The organism is Sulfitobacter sp. JL08, from assembly GCF_003352045.1.
In the GTDB taxonomy this organism is placed as follows: domain Bacteria; phylum Pseudomonadota; class Alphaproteobacteria; order Rhodobacterales; family Rhodobacteraceae; genus JL08.
The window spans coordinates 1783497-1801212 of sequence record NZ_CP025815.1; the positions used below are offsets into that span (position 1 = coordinate 1783497).

The 17716-nt window shown below is 58.3% G+C and carries 14 protein-coding genes and 2 pseudogenes; 8 read left to right on the forward strand and 8 right to left on the reverse strand.

Going from position 1 to position 17716, the window contains the following annotated elements; translation table 11 throughout:
• Positions 1 to 94: 94 nt before the first annotated feature.
• The 5 genes from C1J05_RS08880 to uvrA all read left to right on the forward strand — a co-directional run bounded on the left by C1J05_RS08880 (position 95) and on the right by uvrA (position 6673).
• Entirely contained in the window at positions 95 to 679 is a 585-nt protein-coding gene (locus C1J05_RS08880; protein ID WP_114869936.1) for a DUF924 family protein, read from the forward strand.
• Positions 680 to 845: 166 nt separating this feature from the next.
• Positions 846 to 2240 carry a dihydrolipoyl dehydrogenase gene (gene lpdA, locus C1J05_RS08885; RefSeq protein ID WP_114869937.1) on the forward strand — a complete coding sequence of 465 codons (1395 nt, stop codon included), beginning with the start codon at positions 846 to 848 and terminating at the stop codon, positions 2238 to 2240.
• 69 nt (positions 2241 to 2309) lie between these two features.
• Positions 2310 to 3116 carry a class I SAM-dependent methyltransferase gene (locus tag C1J05_RS08890; protein ID WP_114869938.1) on the forward strand — a complete coding sequence of 269 codons (807 nt, stop codon included), beginning with the start codon at positions 2310 to 2312 and terminating at the stop codon, positions 3114 to 3116.
• A 26-nt stretch (positions 3117 to 3142) separates the two neighbouring features.
• Positions 3143 to 3703, forward strand: coding sequence for a class I SAM-dependent methyltransferase (locus C1J05_RS08895; protein WP_254684747.1), 561 nt, complete (start codon positions 3143 to 3145; stop codon positions 3701 to 3703).
• Positions 3704 to 3814: 111 nt separating this feature from the next.
• On the forward strand, positions 3815 to 6673 hold the full coding sequence (uvrA, locus tag C1J05_RS08900) for an excinuclease ABC subunit UvrA (protein WP_114872219.1): 2859 nt from the start codon (positions 3815 to 3817) through the stop codon (positions 6671 to 6673).
• A gap of 2 nt (positions 6674 to 6675) precedes the next feature.
• Here the strand turns inward: uvrA and C1J05_RS08905 are convergent, their stop codons facing one another.
• The 5 genes and pseudogenes from C1J05_RS08905 to C1J05_RS08920 form a co-directional block, all read right to left on the reverse strand.
• The gene (locus tag C1J05_RS08905; protein ID WP_114869940.1) at positions 6676 to 8028 is read right to left on the reverse strand and encodes an MmgE/PrpD family protein; all 1353 of its coding nucleotides are present in this window, start codon (positions 8026 to 8028) and stop codon (positions 6676 to 6678) included.
• 103 nt (positions 8029 to 8131) lie between these two features.
• A complete protein-coding gene (locus C1J05_RS08910; protein WP_114869941.1) occupies positions 8132 to 9709 on the reverse strand; it encodes a Hint domain-containing protein in 1578 nt (525 codons plus the stop codon).
• Positions 9710 to 9955: 246 nt separating this feature from the next.
• Positions 9956 to 10828 (reverse strand): 3-hydroxyisobutyrate dehydrogenase, encoded by an 873-nt coding sequence (gene mmsB / locus C1J05_RS22120; RefSeq protein WP_441351689.1) that lies wholly within the window; start codon positions 10826 to 10828, stop codon positions 9956 to 9958.
• Between the two features lie 78 nt (positions 10829 to 10906).
• Positions 10907 to 11872, reverse strand: a pseudogene (locus C1J05_RS22125) (enoyl-CoA hydratase/isomerase family protein); the annotation flags it as partial.
• Positions 11869 to 13011: an acyl-CoA dehydrogenase family protein gene (locus C1J05_RS08920; RefSeq protein WP_114869943.1), complete on the reverse strand. Its 1143-nt coding sequence runs from the start codon at positions 13009 to 13011 to the stop codon at positions 11869 to 11871. The gene C1J05_RS08920 and the pseudogene C1J05_RS22125, both read right to left, overlap by 4 nt.
• Before the next feature lie 204 nt (positions 13012 to 13215).
• On the opposite strand from C1J05_RS08920, the gene C1J05_RS08925 reads away from it, so the two are divergent.
• The gene (locus C1J05_RS08925) at positions 13216 to 13773 is read left to right on the forward strand and encodes a hypothetical protein (RefSeq protein ID WP_114869944.1); all 558 of its coding nucleotides are present in this window, start codon (positions 13216 to 13218) and stop codon (positions 13771 to 13773) included.
• Between the two features lie 14 nt (positions 13774 to 13787).
• On the opposite strand, the gene C1J05_RS08930 is transcribed toward C1J05_RS08925, so the two are convergent.
• Complete coding sequence (locus C1J05_RS08930; protein ID WP_114869945.1) at positions 13788 to 14912, reverse strand: carboxylate-amine ligase; 1125 nt, start codon at positions 14910 to 14912, stop codon at positions 13788 to 13790.
• An 82-nt stretch (positions 14913 to 14994) separates the two neighbouring features.
• A complete protein-coding gene (locus C1J05_RS08935) occupies positions 14995 to 15600 on the reverse strand; it encodes a L,D-transpeptidase (RefSeq protein ID WP_114869946.1) in 606 nt (201 codons plus the stop codon).
• Between the two features lie 156 nt (positions 15601 to 15756).
• Here C1J05_RS08935 and C1J05_RS08940 point away from each other — a divergent pair, with 156 nt between their 5' ends.
• Complete coding sequence (locus C1J05_RS08940; protein WP_254684748.1) at positions 15757 to 16218, forward strand: DsrE family protein; 462 nt, start codon at positions 15757 to 15759, stop codon at positions 16216 to 16218.
• A 42-nt stretch (positions 16219 to 16260) separates the two neighbouring features.
• Here the strand turns inward: C1J05_RS08940 and C1J05_RS08945 are convergent, their stop codons facing one another.
• Positions 16261 to 16587, reverse strand: a complete 327-nt coding sequence (locus C1J05_RS08945; RefSeq protein ID WP_162797972.1) for a cupredoxin domain-containing protein — start codon at positions 16585 to 16587, stop codon at positions 16261 to 16263.
• Positions 16588 to 16726: 139 nt separating this feature from the next.
• Between C1J05_RS08945 and C1J05_RS08950 the strand changes: the two are divergent.
• Positions 16727 to 17685 (forward strand): annotated as a pseudogene (locus tag C1J05_RS08950) (IS481 family transposase).
• Positions 17686 to 17716: the final 31 nt, after the last annotated feature.

Here is a 17716-nt window from a genome sequence, read left to right on the forward strand (position 1 = left end):
AATGTTTCAACTGTTATAAAAAGTTACTGTCCAACGTGTTTAACAGGAATGTAACGTTTTTAAGTACTGGAGCAAAAGCTATGGAGATAGCCTGATGGTCGGTCCGGAAGAAGTATTGAGTTTTTGGTTAGATGATGTTGGTCCTGACGGTTGGTATGATACCGACGAAACGCTCTACAGACGCATTTCAGATAAATTTGGCGATGTCTGGCAAGGGGCACGGGACGGGCGATATTCGCTCTGGCTGACATACCCCAGCGGGGCGCTGGCCTATGTGATCCTGACGGATCAGTTTCCACGCAACATGTTTCGCGGTTCGTCCAAGGCGTTTGCCACGGACAGGGCCGCCCTTGCGGTTGCCAAGTCGGCGATATCCAAAGGCTGGGACATGAAAATAGATGAACCAGCCCGCCAGTTTTTCTATATGCCCCTGATGCATTCGGAAAATCTGTGCGATCAGGATCGCTGTGTCCGGCTGATGAAAGAGCGGATGCCGCTATACGGTGCGGGCAACATGCTGCACGCCCGCGCACACCGCGAAGTGATCCGCCAATTTGGCCGCTTTCCCTATCGCAATGCCGCGCTGGAGCGCAAACAATCCGCATGCGAGGCCGATTACGTCAAGCAGGGCGGATACGGTCACACGGTGCGGGCGATGGAAATGAAAAAGGCCGGATGAACGGCGCCGGCGGCGCATGATTGTGCCGTCGCTTTCCCGTATTTTCGGCAAAAAGAAGTCGCTGGAATGGCGCTGCATTGCGGTTGCAACTATGTCGCGGATAACGCGCATTGATGCGGGCGTTCGGATAGTTTAATGGTAAACTAAATTTCGAACGGAGGGCATCATGGCCGCAAAATCATTTGATCTGATTGTGATCGGGGCGGGCCCCGGAGGATATGTTGCCGCCATTCGCGCCGCGCAACTGGGCATGAGCGTCGCCATCGTCGAACGCGAGAATATGGGCGGGATCTGCCTGAACTGGGGCTGTATCCCGACCAAGGCGATGCTGCGCAGTTCCGAAGTGTTTCACCTGATGCATCGCGCCAAAGAATTCGGCCTGAAGGCGGAAAACATCGACTATGATCTGGATGCGGTTGTCAAACGCTCTCGCGGGGTGGCGGCGCAACTGTCCGGCGGCATCGGCCATCTGATGAAAAAGAACAAGATCACAACCTTCATGGGCGTGGCGACCATCGCGGCCAAGGGCAAGGTTTCGGTCAAGACCGAAAAGGGCAGAGAGGAGCTTACTGCCAAGAACATCATACTGGCCACCGGTGCGCGGGCACGCGAATTGCCGGGCCTTGAAGCGGATGGCGATCTGGTCTGGACCTACCGCACCGCGCTGACACCGCCCCGGATGCCGAAGAAACTGCTGGTTATCGGATCAGGAGCGATTGGCATCGAATTCGCCAGTTTTTACAACACGCTGGGTTGCGACACGACCGTTGTCGAGGTGATGGATCGCATTCTGCCCGTCGAAGATGCCGAGATTTCGGCCTTTGCCAAGAAAGCATTCGTCAAACAGGGCATGAAGATCATGGAAAAGACCATGGTCAAGCAGTTGGATCGCGCCGTGGGTAAGGTGACAGCCCATATCGAAACCGGCGGCAAAGTGGAAAAGCACGACTTTGACACCGTGATTTCGGCGGTGGGCATTGTTGGCAATGTCGAGGATCTGGGGCTGGAAGCCTTGGGCGTCAAAATCGACCGCACCCATGTGGTAACCGACGAATACTGCCGCACTGGTGTCGAGGGTTTGTACGCCATCGGCGATATCGCCGGCGCACCATGGCTGGCGCACAAGGCCAGCCACGAAGGCGTGATGGTTGCAGAACTGATCGCTGGCGGGCATCCCCATCCGGTCAAACCCGAAAGTATCGCGGGCTGTACTTATTGCCACCCGCAAGTGGCATCGGTCGGGTATTCCGAGGCCAAGGCCAAAGAACTGGGTTATGACGTCAAAGTGGGCCGCTTTCCCTTTATCGGCAACGGCAAGGCAATTGCCCTGGGCGAGGCCGAAGGCATGATCAAGACCGTGTTCGATGCCAAGACGGGTGAATTGCTGGGCGCGCATATGGTGGGCGCGGAAGTGACCGAAATGATCCAGGGCTATGTGATCGGGCGTCAGCTTGAAACCACCGAAGAAGACCTGATGAACACCGTATTCCCGCATCCGACCCTGTCTGAGATGATGCATGAAAGCGTGCTGGATGCGTTTGACCGCGTGATCCACATGTAGGCCCGCCTGCCGTTTTGTGTTACCCATGCCGGACTGGTCCGGACAGGGACGAACGCAAGGGGGGACGAAATGGCGGATCCGTTTCAGGATGTTGATGCAAGGGGCGCGGACTTTATCAAGGCCGTGGCCGACGCGCTGGAAACACGCGCGGCAGAGCCGATCATGCAGGACATTGTCGACGGCTATCTGGACGAGGCCGGTTTTCAACCCGGCGGGGTACATCTTGAGGTTGGCGCCGGAACGGGGGCAATCGCGCGCCGTATCGCGCGTCATGCCAATTCCGGGCGGGTGATCGCAAGCGATCTGTCGCCCGGTCTGATTGACTATGCGCGCGCGCATCCCGACAACCCGGACAACCTGGAATTCGAAGTGGCGACAGGGGCAACCCTGGCGCATGGTGATGCAAGTATCGACACCGTGGTGATGCACACTGTGCTGTCGCATGTTCCCGACCCGCGCATTCTGCTGGACGAGGCGGCGCGGGTTCTGAAACCGGGTGGTGTTCTTGTGATTTGCGATGCCGATTTTTCAAAAACATCAATCGGAAACACGCTTGGTGATCCGCTGGATGCCTGTGCCGTTTATTTTGCGGACAATTTCGTGACCGACAAACATCTGGTCGGGCGGTTGCGCGAACTGACGGCGGGGGCCGGATTTCAGATCGAAACATTCCGCGTTGTCTCGCGATTGATCAGCGAAGGCCTTAGTGCGATGAACTGGGTGGCAATGGGCGGTAAGATGATGGTTGAACGTGGCCTGATTGGACAACAGATGCTGGATGCGATGATTGCTGAATATCACCGACGTCTCGAAGTAAACGCTTTGTACGGCTTCCTGCCGTTCGCGGTTCTGATCGCGCGCCGCGCATCGGCCTGACCTGATCAAGACAGCAGGAGAGCAAGTTGGTCAGTCTCAACCGTGTGGTCATGCAGAAATCAAGCCGCGAGATCATTCGCGCGCTCGAGCCGGAAAAGCTTGATGTTGCCGAGATTTCCGGCAAATGGGGGCGGCAGTTTCCGTTCAAATCCTATCGGCAATACCGCTATCCCCAATATGACATTTGCGCCGGACCGTTTCCCGCCGAAGCCGATACAGCGCCGGAATTCGATCTGATCCTTGCCAATCAGGTTTGGGAACATCTGGATCGCCCCTATGCCGCTACGCAGAATGTACGCACCATGCTGCGCGACGGGGGATATTTCTGGCTCGCCGTGCCGTTTTTCATTCCCTATCACGGCGCGCCAACCGATAATTCGCGATGGTCCGCACGCGGGTTGACCAATCTTCTGATCGAGGCCGGGTTTGAAGAAACCGCCATCCATGCCGAACAATGGGGCAATCGCAACGCAGCCCTGCGCAATCTGGAACAAAAATGGCCGCCCCGATACGAAAAGGGCAGTGACAGTCTGGCGAATGAACCCCATATGCCGGTCTGTGCGTGGGCGATTGCACAAAAAACCTGACGGTGAGGTTAAGGGGCAGGGCGAGAAATCGCAGGTTCGCACTTTGTTCTCAATTTAGCATTGGAGAATCCCGCGCACTCAACTATGTCTATCCCGTTAACGGGGGCGATCATGCCAGAGCAAAAATTCATCGAAGTCCGCGGCGCGCGCGAACACAACCTGAAATCCATCGATGTGGATATTCCGCGGGATCAGTTGGTTGTGATCACCGGATTGTCGGGATCGGGCAAATCCAGCCTTGCCTTTGATACAATCTATGCCGAAGGCCAGCGGCGCTATGTGGAATCCCTGTCGGCCTATGCGCGCCAGTTTCTGGACATGATGCAAAAGCCGGATGTGGATCACATCAGCGGCCTGTCGCCCGCGATTTCGATTGAACAGAAAACCACATCAAAAAACCCGCGTTCGACCGTGGGCACCGTGACCGAGATTTACGATTACATGCGACTGCTGTTTGCGCGTGTCGGCACGCCTTATTCGCCCGCCACCGGTCTGCCGATCGAAGCGCAGCAGGTGCAGGATATGGTGGACCGTGTCATGACGATGGAGGAAGGCACGCGCGCCTATCTTCTGGCCCCCATTATACGTGACCGGAAAGGTGAATATCGAAAGGAATTTATCGACTTGCGAAAGCAGGGGTTCCAGCGCGTCAAGGTTGACGGCGCGTTCTACGAACTGGATGAACCACCGGTGCTGGACAAGAAATTCCGCCATGACATTGACGTTGTCGTGGACCGGATCGTGGTGCGCGAGGGGTTGGAAACCCGTCTGGCCGACAGTCTGCGTACAGCGCTTGATCTGGCTGACGGCATCGCCATTCTGGAAACCGCCCCGACCGAAGGCGAACCCGAACGCCATACGTTTTCGGAAAAATTCGCCTGTCCGGTCAGCGGGTTCACAATTCCCGAAATCGAACCGCGTCTGTTTTCGTTCAACGCACCGTTCGGGGCGTGCCCCGATTGCGACGGGCTGGGCGTGGAACTGTTTTTCGATGAACGACTGGTCGTGCCGGATGCGACGCTGAAAATATATGACGGGGCGCTGGCCCCGTGGCGCAAGGGAAAATCGCCCTATTTTCTGCAAACGATCGAAGCGATCGCCAAACATTACGAATTCAACCAGAACACCCGCTGGAAGGATCTGGACCCGCATGTGCAAAAGGTGTTCCTCTATGGCTCGGGGGGCGAGGAAATCCCGTTTCGCTATGATGAAGGCGGTCGGGTCTATCAGGTGACGCGTGTCTTTGAAGGCGTGATTCCGAATATGGAGCGGCGCTATCGCGAAACCGACAGCAACTGGATTCGTGAAGAATTCGAACGCTACCAGAACAACCGGTCCTGCGGCACCTGCGGCGGCTTCCGTCTGCGTCCCGAAGCGCTGGCCGTCAAGATTGCCGGCCTGCATGTGGGGCAGGTGGTGCAGATGTCAATCCGTGAAGCGTTCGAGTGGTGCAAAACCGTACCCGAACATCTGAGCGTCCAGAAAAACGAGATTGCAAAGGCGATCCTGAAGGAAATCCGCGAACGGTTGGGGTTTCTGAACAATGTCGGGCTGGAATATCTGACGTTAAGCCGCAACAGCGGTACCCTGTCGGGCGGCGAAAGCCAGCGCATCCGGCTGGCCAGCCAGATCGGGTCCGGACTGACCGGCGTTTTATATGTACTGGATGAACCTAGTATCGGGCTGCATCAGCGCGACAATGATCGTCTGCTGGGAACGCTGAAAAACCTGCGCGATCAGGGCAACACCGTGATCGTGGTCGAACATGACGAGGAAGCGATCCGCGAGGCGGATTATGTGTTCGATATTGGCCCCGGTGCCGGGGTGCATGGTGGTCGGGTGGTCAGCCACGGCGTACCTGCGGCGATTGCGGCGGATGCCGCATCGATCACGGGGCAATACCTGACAGGGGCGCGCGAAATTACGGTGCCGAAGGCGCGGCGCAAGGGCAACAAGAAAAAGCTGAAAGTGGTGAACGCCACCGGCAACAACCTGAAAAACGTCACTGCCGAATTCCCGCTGGCGAAATTTGTCTGCGTGACCGGCGTGTCGGGTGGTGGAAAATCGACGCTGACGATTGAAACCCTGTTCAAGACCGCCAGCATGCGGCTGAACGGTGCGCGCCAGACGCCAGCGCCCTGTGAAACCATTCAGGGGCTGGAACATCTGGACAAGGTGATCGACATTGATCAGCGCCCCATCGGCCGCACACCGCGATCCAACCCCGCGACCTATACAGGCGCCTTTACCCCGATCCGCGACTGGTTTGCCGGATTGCCGGAATCCAAGGCGCGCGGCTACAAACCGGGCCGGTTTTCGTTCAACGTCAAGGGCGGGCGCTGCGAGGCATGCCAGGGTGACGGCGTGATCAAGATCGAAATGCACTTTCTGCCCGATGTGTATGTCGAATGTGAAACCTGCAAAGGCGCGCGCTACAACCGCGAGACTCTTGAAATCAAGTTCAAGGGCAAAAGCATTGCCGACGTGCTGAACATGACGGTCGAAGATGCGCAGACTTTTTTTCAGGCGGTGCCGTCGATCCGCGAAAAGATGGATGCGCTGATGCGTGTGGGGCTTGGCTATATCAAGGTCGGTCAGCAGGCGACAACCCTGTCAGGGGGCGAGGCGCAGCGTGTGAAACTGTCCAAGGAACTGTCCAAACGCTCCACCGGGCGGACATTGTACATTCTGGACGAACCCACCACCGGCCTGCATTTCGAAGACGTGCGCAAGCTGCTGGAAGTGCTGCATGAACTGGTGGATCAGGGCAACACGGTGATCGTAATCGAACACAATCTGGACGTGGTCAAAACCGCCGATTGGGTGATTGATATCGGTCCCGAAGGCGGCGATGGCGGGGGCGAGGTGATTGCCACCGGAACGCCGGAAAAAGTAGCCGAGGAGGCGCGCAGCTATACCGGGCAGTATCTGAAACCGATGCTCAAGACCAAACGCGTGGCCGCCGAATAGGATCAGGGTGCGCCGAGGGCCAGATCAAGTAGGCGGGCAAAATCGGCTGCGTTCAGGCTGTCGAACGACTGGCTCAACTGTTCCAGTTCGTCCGCACGCGCTTGTCCCAGAACCGGATCGGCAAACAGATGATATTTCTGCGAAATCTCGGCGTCGCTTAGCGGCAGGTCGGTATCGCCGCGCGGCGTGCGCGGGTCGGCATCAAGGCGGGTTCCGTCCTGCAGCGTGATGCCGACCTGCGCCCAGCGTTTGCCATCACTGATCCGTGTCAGGTCCGCATCATCGATCAGGTTTGTCGCTTTGGAAACACGCAGGATATCGGGATCCTGCAAGGTGGCGCTGTCAAGTTCGCGCGCGCCGACCTGGCCACGCACGATCATCGCAGCGACCGGAAAGGCAATGGAATAGGCAAATTCATCCGGTGTCGCCGGGGTATGGCCCGCAAGACGTGTAGCGTTGTGAAAGGTGCGGATATCCACGCGGGCGACGTCCGAATGGTGCAGCCCGTGATCTGCCATCAGCGCCTGCGCCGCATCAAGCGACGGGTGCGCCCAGCGGCAGCAGGGGTATGGCTTGTAATGGGTATCTTCGACAAGGCGCCAGTTCGTACCAAGATCGGCCCAGAACCTTGCAGCTTCTGCGCCTTCGCAGGTCAGCGCCGGCGCGCCGGTGAACCCTGATTGCGCCAGATAGGCCGCCGTCACGCCTGACGGTGCGCCCCAGCCGACACCGTCGCGCAGCATCGTCGGATGGTCGATGCAGCGCATCATCTGGCTGCGCGGTCCGTGATATTCGCCGATGCCCGCCGCATGCCGGATCGTTTCGCCGTCACAGCCCAATTGCCGTGCAACCGCCGTGGCCACCCCGACAGATGTCCAGGCCCCCGAGGTGTGATAATCGGCGCAGGTGGCGTGCTGGGACAACCCCGCGCGATAACTGACTTCGTAGGCAACAGCCAGATGGGCGGCAAACGCCGCGCCGTCCAGCGCGCGGCCCTGACCGGTCCGGGCATCGGCCACGGCCAGCAGCGCGGGAAAGACCGCAGACCCGGCATGCCCCTTGCAGGGCGATGTGCCGTCATGGGCGTCAACACTGTCGATGGTAAACGCCCCCGCCATCGCGGCCCCTGCGGGACTGACGGGTGCGCCATTGATCAGCATGCGCGCCGCTCCGGCCCCGGCCGCGCCGAACAGCGCACAGGCCCCCGCGCGCGCGATACCTGCCAGTTCCGTGGTTGATCCCACGGCGGCAACCCCCATCGTATCGGTAAAACTGCGGCGCAATACGCGCAGTACATCGGCAGGCAGATCATCATATCTCAGATCGGCGGCAAATCGGTGAAAGGGCAGGGACATGGGCGCTCCGTCAGTTGCGACTGGAGTGATCCTATCCGACAAAGGCGGTCAGGATGTCCTGTTTCCGACAGGTCCAGAACTTCTTTTGCGGATGTTTCGCGCGTCAGGCAGCCAGCGCAGCCATAAGCGGCGCGGCCTCATAGCGTTTCAGAACCAGACGCGCGGCAGGGCCATACCCATCGGACAGCGCACCCAGATGTGGGAACAGGGCCAGTATTTCATCCTGTGTCGCGCTGTCGAACCCGCCCATCGTGGCCGGGCCGGGCAGGTAACTTTCCGAGGCCACACCGTTTGCCGTGATGATCTGGTGGTGATCAAGCAGAATGTGGAAATATGTGACGTGGCGCAGAGTTGTATCCGGGCGGATATGCATATCGTTCACCAGATCCTTGGCCTTGACCAGAACCTCGGCTTCGCCAAACAACAATTCGGCCCAACGATCCGTCACCAGCACCCTGTGTTGCGGTGACAGCAACAGATCACGCGTCGCCCCGAACTGGCCTCGTTGCAGCCTGATAGGCCGATAATCGCCCGTTGCGGCCACAGTGCGGTGCCCGATCCAGCGGATTGTTCTGGGTCCGTTGTCGCGTGTCATCACCGACATGCCCGCCGTCAGGGCTTCGATAGCGACCGCGCCGTCAGGTGTGTCGATCAGCGTGCCTTTGACGAAACAAGGCACCTGTTCCACTTCGACCAGCGCGGTGTCGGTGTTGCCGGCAGTATCTTCGATCGTGTAGTTGAAATAGGTGGTTTTGGCGTCACTGTCGCTGACGATCGTGAAGGTTCCGTTGGCGTTCAGCGTTACCTGCTGTCCGGTCGCCAGAGTGACGGTATCACCCGCATTCACCGCAGTTCCGTTGATATGAGTCACTGTCATTGTGCCGCCAGTGGAACTGTCATTGTCCAGCACATCCAGCGTTCTGCTTTTGTCGGTGGGCATGACGATCTGATCATCCTGCGCAATGATCGTGGATTGCACTGATCCGCCCGCAATCCGAAGGTTTGTGTCGTAGGATGTATCGCCCACATCCGCAACGCCGATTTTCAACGTGTTGGGAAAGCCCGGGATCACAGGCGCGACAAATGTCAGCGTAACGGTAAACCCGTCCATTTCGGTGTTGAACTGATCGTTTGTGTTGTCGTTATAGATGTTCTGTGCGGTGTTGCCGTTGATGTTCCCGATCGAGGCTGAACCGTCGCCAACCGTCACGGTGGCCTGCACCCCGTTGACCCAGACGCCGACAACATCGTTGAACGCAGAGTTGATGTATTCCGGGAATTCTTCCGAACTCAACACAAAATCGATCGTGATCGTGTCGCCGGCAGGGGTAAAGCTCATCTCAAGAAAGGATGCATCGCGAGTGCCGGTCCCGGCCAGCGCGTTGAAGTCCGCGTCATTGTTAATGCCGCTGGTGTTCGTGCTGGTGCCTGCGGACGTGTTGGTGTTTGTGGTGCCATTGTTGTTGGTAAAATCGGCCACATGCCCTGTCGACAAGATGACGCCGCTGTCACCCGGTGTTGCCTCTGGCGAAATCGTGTCGCCGGACGTGTAGATGCCCGATGACAGCGCATCGCCCCAATAGGTCGCCGAATGAACGGTGATGCCCGCGCCAAAAATCTCGTTCGCCATCGCGAGAGCACCTGCCGTGCTGTCGATGGGCAATTCTGTGGCAATGGGCATAACGACTCTCCAACCGGGACGAACACAGGAACGTTCTGGGGAAAGTGCCTTGAAATTCTGTTTATTCGGCGCAAGAGGTGTGATTGTTTTGTGGTGCAACGGGCTTTTGCGGCCATCGTCGCTGCCGGAATTAGCCAAATTGAACTTGGCTAACCATCTGGTTTAAAAGAAATAAAGTCACAATCTAACATGACGCTGCGCGGCGTGACTTTATTTTGCCCTGTTTTGCCGAATAGCGCCGCGCAATCAGCTGCGCCTGCGCTTTTCAAACCGGGGCAGCATCGCCGAAAAATCGCGGCCATTGCCGTCTTCGGTTTCAACAAATTTCTGATAGAGATCACGCGCCATTTGCCCCATCGGCGTGTCCGCATCCACCGCCTCGGCTGCCTGCTGAGACAGGCGCAGATCCTTCAGCATCAGATCGGCGGCAAATCCGGGTTTGTAATCATTGTCGGCAGGGGATTGCGGGCCAATGCCCGGTGCAGGGCAATAGGCATTCATCGACCAGGAATAACCCGATGACGTGCTGACCACATCAAACATTTTCTGACGGTCCAGCCCCAGTTTGTCGGCCATGGCAAATGCTTCGCAGGTGGCGATCATTGTGACGCCAAGGATCATGTTGTTGCATATTTTTGCGGCCTGTCCGGCACCGGCCGTCCCGCAATGCACGGCCTTTTGGCCCATCACGTCGAACAATGGCGCGGCTTTGGCAAATGCCGCATCCGATCCGCCCGCCATAAAGGTCAACGTGCCGGCACTGGCCCCGCCAACGCCCCCTGAAACAGGTGCGTCAACGGCAAGCAATCCGGCGTTTTCAGCTTCTTGCGCAACGGCGCGTGCGCTTTCCACATCAACGGTCGAACAATCGATCAGCGCGGCACCCTGCGCCATTGCGGGGATGATATCAGCCGCCAGCGCGCGCAGGATGTCACCGTTGGGCAGCATGGTGATCACGCAATCCGCGCCACGCGCGGCTTCAACTGCGGAACCGGCCTTTGTCACACCTTCAACATCCACATCGGCCACATCGAAACCGGTGACCTGATAGCCGGCCTTGGCCAGATTGGCGGCCATCGGCGCGCCCATATTGCCCAGTCCGATAAACCCGATTTTCATGGCCGTTCCTTCCGTAAATTCAAGTTTCGCGTCCCGCATCGGCATCAGCATCCTGCTGACCGCAACGGCAGGCACATCCTGTCCGGCATATTGCCACTGCGGATTGCGGTCTTTGTCAATAATCGCGGCGCGGATGCCTTCCAGAAAATCACCATGTTCCATCGACCGGTGGGTAAAGCGGTATTCCAGTTCCAGCGCCTTGCGGATGGTCAGGGACGGGCCACGCAGACGGTGGATCATTTCGATGAAACACGCCATCGACAGCGGCGCATTGCGTTCCATCAGTTTCAGCGTATCGCGGGCAAAGTCGGATGGATCGTCGCGCAAGGTCGTCAGGACATCCCCAAGGGATTCGCCCCCGAACAACGCATCGATCTGGTCCTGCAATCCGGCCAGAATGCCCGGCGGCGGTGTTTCTGCCGCCGCGTCCAGCGGGCCGACATCTGCGTCTGTTTCCAATGCCGCGATCAGGTCGCCCCATTTGTCCTGGGGAATGAACAGATCGGCAAACCCGGCCAGTATCGCATCACCTGCGTTCATCCGTGAAGCCGTGGTACCCAGATATTCGCCCAATCGCCCGGGGGCGAGGGCCAGCATAAACGATCCGCCGACATCCGGCACAAGCCCGATGCCACATTCGGGCATGGCGATCTGGCTGGTTTCCCCGACAATCCGGTGCGATCCGTGGCACCCGATGCCAACACCGCCGCCCATCGTATAGCCCTGCAAAAAGCTGACAACCGGCTTGTTATATTCAAAAATCATCGCGTTCAGGCGGTATTCATCGCGCCAGAACTGCTGCCCATAGCTGAAATCGCCCGCCGTGCCCGTGGCATACATTTCGGCGATATCGCCGCCGGAACAAAACGCCCGCTCGCCCGCCGCATCCATGACGATCACATGCACCGACGGATCATCGCGCCATTTGATCAGCGCGGTCTCGATCTCAAGACACATCTGATGGGTCAGCGCATTCAATGCTTTGGGGCGGTTCAGCGTGATCCGGCCCGCGCGTCCGGTGGTGCGGATTTCAATATCGCTCATCGTGTGGCCAGCATGTCGCGCGCCACGATCAGGCGCATGATTTCATTGGTGCCTTCCAGTATCTGGTGCACCCGCAGATCGCGTACCAGTTTTTCGATGCCGTAATCGGCCAGATAGCCATAGCCGCCGTGCAGTTGCAGACATTGATCCACCACGGTGCTGCCGGTTTCAGTGACGAATTTCTTGGCCATGGCGCAGAATTTGGTGGCATCCGGTGCGCCCTGATCCAGTTTCCAGGCCGCCTGACGCAGGAAGGTGCGCGCCGCCTGAAGCTCGATTTCCATGTCTGCCAGCCGAAACTGCAGGCCCTGGAACTGGTCAATCGGCATTCCGAAGGCCTTGCGTTCGCCCATATAGGTCAGTGTCGCGTTCAACGCGGTCTGCGCCGCGCCCAGCGAACAGGCGGCAATGTTCAACCGGCCGCCATCCAGCCCCATCATCGCATATTTGAAACCTTGACCCTCTTCACCGATGATATCTGATGCCGAAATGTTGCAATTATCGAACTGCACCTGCCGTGTCGGCTGGCTGCGCCAGCCCATCTTGTCCTCCAGTCCGCCAAAGGACAGACCGTCCGTACCATCCTGCACGATCATCGCCGACACGCCTTTGGGCCCGTCTTCGCCGGTGCGCGCCATCACCACATAGGCGTCGGAATATCCGCCGCCGGAAATGAAGGCCTTGGTGCCTGTCAGGCTCCAGCCTTCATTGGTGCGGGCCGCCCGGGTTTTCAGCGCCGCCGCATCCGACCCCGATCCCGGCTCGGTCAGGCAATAAGACAGCACTGTGTGCATCGACAGGATATCTGGCATCATCCGCGTTTTCAGATCATCTGATCCGAACGCATCAATCATCTTGGCGCACATATTGTGGATCGACAGGAACGCCGCCACTGACGGGCAGGCCATCGACAAGGCTTCGAACACCAGTGTCGCATCCAGCCGGTTCAGCCCCGATCCGCCGCTGTCTTCGCTGACATAAAGCCCGCCAAAGCCCAGTTCCGCAATCTGCGGCCACAGTGTTTTGGGGATATCGCCATCACCTTCCCACTGGCGGGCAAAGGGGGCGATATGCTCTTGCCCAAAGGCATGGGCCATATCGAAAATGGCTGTTTGCTCTTCACTCAGGGCGAAATCCATCTGTGGTCCTTTCGGGCAGGGTGGCGGAATTGAACATGTGTTTATTTAACGGAGCCAATGCGCGCTTGGCAAGGGGCGCGACGCGTGCACAGGGACAGGCCCGCGCTGGCACGACAGGAATAATGCATCGACTTTGGTTGCAGGATTGGCAAGACTTGCATTCAACATGGTCCGGCGACGGACGCATCAACTAAGGGACAGGACATGATCTGGGCGGCAGCATCAAAAATTGCAACCAAACTCGCTGGCGACGGCAAAGAAAAGAAGATCGAACGGGACGGGCTGCTGAAACGCACACTGGGACTGGCCGATGCCGGCATTCCCATCGGACGCGAGCATGAGGCGGCGGGCTATGTGCGCTGGGATGCGCAGGACAATGATGCGTCTTCTACTGGATCAATCAAACAGCCGGACGGTGCGGACCTGAAATGGCGCGATTTCCTGTGGAGCGGACCGGCAAAGATCGAAGAATGCGAGTGGGGGCAGGTACGCTGGCGCTTTTACAGCAACGGGCTGGTGTGTTTTGACGCGCAGATGTCGAACAACAGCACAAAGCTGGATATCGGCGACGTTCAGGGCCACCGGATGGAATTGCGCGAAAAGAACGGTTTGTTGCTGGGCGTCTGGATCGCGGGCTTTTTCGTGAACCGCGCCTTGCCACAACGCGGATTTGCGTCGTCCTTCGTGGATGATCACGAACCGCTAAAGCTGCACTTTGATGATATAAACGAAACCCAGCACGGCGCGTGGGTCTGTTTGTAAGCGGGGCGCGGTCCCTAAAGATCGGCGTGAAACTCCTCGATCAGGTGGCGCACCACGGCCTGCCCGGGGTCTTTGCCTGCTGCTTTTGCCTCGGCATGCACACGGCGCTGGCGGGTCGAACTGGTGCCGTTTTCGACAATATCCTTGAGCGCGGCAATTTCCGTCAGTGAATGCATCGCCTCGCCGTCTTCTGCCAGCAATCCGATCAGTTCATCCAGCAACACGTCGAACGGGCGGATCGTGCGTTCACCGAAATCGATCAGACCTTCGGCAATGCCATAGCGCTGTGCGCGCCAGCGGTTTTCACCCACCAGAAACCTGTCATATTCGCGCCAGCGCAAATTGCGTGCCCGCAACCGCCACAACATTCGCAATATGGCTTGGGTCGCAGCGGCCAGTGACAGCGTGTGTTCCAGGCGTGGCGACACATCCATGATCCGGGTTTCGAGTGTGGGAAAGCGGTGCGACGGGCGCAAATCCCACCAGATCTTTGTCGTGTCCTCGATCACGCCCAGTTCGATCAACGTGCCTGTGGTGCGTTCATATTCGGCCCAGCTGCCGAAATGCGGCGGCAGGCCGGTGCGCGGCAGATTGTCAAACACCGTCAACCGGTAAGAGGCCAGCCCCGTATCGTCGCCCTGCCAATAGGGCGACGAAGTGGACAGCGCCAGAAGGTGGGGTAGAAAATAGCACAGTTGCGGCATCAGATCGGTGCGCAATGCGTCATCTTCGATGCCCACATGCACATGCATCCCGCAAATCAGCATCCGGCGCGCCACACCGCCCAGCGCGTGTTGCAGATCGGAATAGCGTTCCTTGTCGGTGTGCTGCTGGTCTTTCCAGTCGGCAAACGGATGGCAGGACACCGCAATCGGGGAAAGGTTGTGTTGTGCCGCCTGTTCGGACACGCAGGCCCGCAGCCGCTTCAGGTCATCGCGGGCATCCGCGATGGTGGCGCAGACCCGTGTTCCGACTTCGATCTGGCATTGCAGGAACTCGGGGCTGACCTGATCCTGCAATTTGGCCTTGCAGGCATCCATCAATTCGGGGGGCGCTTCGGCAAGCGACAGGCTGTCGCGATCCACCAGCAGGTATTCTTCTTCGATGCCCATCGTAAAGCTGGGCTGGGCGGCGGTCATGTCGGGCCTCCTGACTGGGACAAACTGCGATGTTCGGCCCAGTCAAAAGGGGAATACGCCCTTTGCCAAGGGAAAAAGCCGCTTACAGCAGCAAGACCTGCGTGCCCACATCGACCAGAGCGTACAATTCCTCGATATCGGAATTGAACAATCCGATGCATCCGGACGAACTTTGGCGCCCGATTTTCCGCGTGTCATGGGTGCCATGCACCAGATACGCAGGCCATGTCAGATAAAGCGCATGAGTGCCCAGCGGATTGCCCGGCCCGGGGGGCATGTAAGCGGGCAGGGTGGGGTCACGTTCCCGCATCGAGGCTGTGGGCGTCCAGTCCGGTGCTTCGCGCTTGCGCACCACCTTGGTATAGCCGCGCCGCGTCAGGTCTTCGGTCAGCGGAACCGAGGATGGATACAGCCGGTAGGTTTCCCCGTCCGGTCCCCAATAATGCACGGCGCGCGATGAAATATCCGCCAGCAGACAGCCCTGTCCCAATGTGTCGAAATGATCCTGCCAGTTCTGATCCTGAAAGGCCGATGTGTTGCGCCGCACGGGCGGGGCGTTGCGTACTGTCGCGGGCATTTGATCGCCCTGATCATCTGTAAGCGATTGCGCAGGCAAAAGCGTTGGCGTCAAAGCTGCGGCGCTTCCCGTCAGCAGGATACGGCGTCGCGTTAACCGGTTATGCATCATGATTTTTCCTGTACTGCTCGATTTTTCTTTTCCTTATCGCGCCCCTTACCCTGTGAAAAGGCAAGTGCCCCGGTCCTCGCGATGAATTGATCCATGTCATATTCCATTAACGGAATGTTGCGTAGGCAGGAACCGGCAATAAGCAGGAGTTCGCCGATGAAACCATACTTTACCCGACTGAGTGCCGTGCTGATGCTGATCACAGCGGTCTTCGCAACCACCCTGCCTGCGCAGGCCGACACCGACACGCCCCGCGGTTTGTTCGTTAATTTGACAACAGACGATACGTGGGTCGCGGCCAAGGCCATCATGTTCGCACATGAAAAATCGCTCAGGAACGGCCACGACACGGCGATCTGGCTGAATGTGCGCGCGGTTTACCTGGCTGACAAGAAGCGGCCCAGCCACATCCATGGGATGATGGCCGAGAGCGGGACATCTGTTCAGGATATGTTGGCCGCCTTTATCGCCGATGGCGGCACCGTGATCATGTGTCAGGCCTGTTCGAAAGCCGCAGGGCTGACGCAGGATGATTATATCGACGGCGTCACAATGGGCAGCTGGCCGGTGGTCGAAGGCTGGTTGTTTCGCGAAAACATGCAGACCCTGTCGTGGTAGCATTACCACACGCCCCGAAACCTCCGGCCGTTTTGCCGGGGGTCAGGTGACGGTGATCTTGCCCTGCATGTTGGGGTGCACCTCGCAGAAATAATCGTATTCGCCCGGTGTGTCGAACCGGATTGCGGCCTTTTTATTGCGCCGCAGAATACCGGTATCCCAGGTACCGCCTTTGTCTGTCGCCGTGTGTTCGGCGCTGTCGCGGTTGCGCCATTCGATACTGTCACCGGCCTTGATGGTGATGCGTGTCGGAACAAAGGCCATGTTGGCGATGCTGACCTGATGCGTGGTGGCGGCAAATGCGGCGTGCGGCAACAGCGCGGCGACGCAGGCGCTGGTCAGGATCAGGCGGCGGGTCAGTCGGGGCATGATGTCTCCTTTGATTTTCGCATTTATATCAGCGATCGCTTTCGTCGCAACATTCATATTCTGGCTATGAGTCCTGAGCTAGGTGTTTGATCCCACGGTTTGATGGTGCGATCCTTTCTCAGGAATGGAAGGAAGCACTATGGGACAAGTTCGTCACGGGAGCGCCACGACCACGCACGCCGTCAGAGTTGCAATACAGCGATCGCAACCTACGAACGCGGCGCTGAGCAAAGAACTGGGTATCAATCCCAAGACCGTCGCGAAGTGGCGCAAGCGTGCGACGGTCGAGGATTTGTAGACCGGGCCGAAGGAACCTCGTTCAACCGTTCTCACGGAAGCAGAGGAGGCAATGATCGTCGCTTTCCGGCGGCACACGCTGCTGCCGCTAGACAAGTGTCTTTATGCTCTTCAGCCATCGATTCCGCATCTGGCGCGGTCGGCGCTACATCGGTGCCTTCAGCGGCATGGCATCTCGCGCTTGCCGGATGTCGAGGGTGACAAGCCAAAGCGGCAGCGCTTCAAGCGATACCCTAACGGCTACTTTCATATCGACATAGCCGAGGTTCAGACTGTGGAGGGCAAGCTATATCTCTTCGTGGACATTGACCGGACTAGCAAGTTTGCAGTCACCAACTCTTGGGCAAGGCAGATCGCAAGACCGCCTGGGAGTTCCTCGAACTTCTGCTCAAGGCCGTTCCTTATCTCATTCATACGATCCTGACCAATAATGGCATCCAGTTCGCCGAACAGCCTTGCAATCGCAACATCCCTTACTCCCGGCAGATGCGGTTCGACATGATCTGCGAGGCCAATGAGATCGAGCATCGGCTGACCAAGCCAAACCACCCATGGACCAATGGCCAGGTCGAGCGAATGAACCGCACGATCAAGGAAGCGACGGTGAAGCGATACCATTACGACAGCCACGACCAACTGCGGACGCACCTCGCGGACTTCATGGCAGCCTACAACTTTGCCCGCAGGCTCAAGACACTCAGCGGCCTCTCGCCCTACGAATACATCCGCAAGATCTGGACTTCGCAGCCAGATCGATTCATCCTAAATCCGACCCACCAAATGCCGGGACTGAACACCTAGGGGCCACAAGTTATTATACTTTGACAGCAAC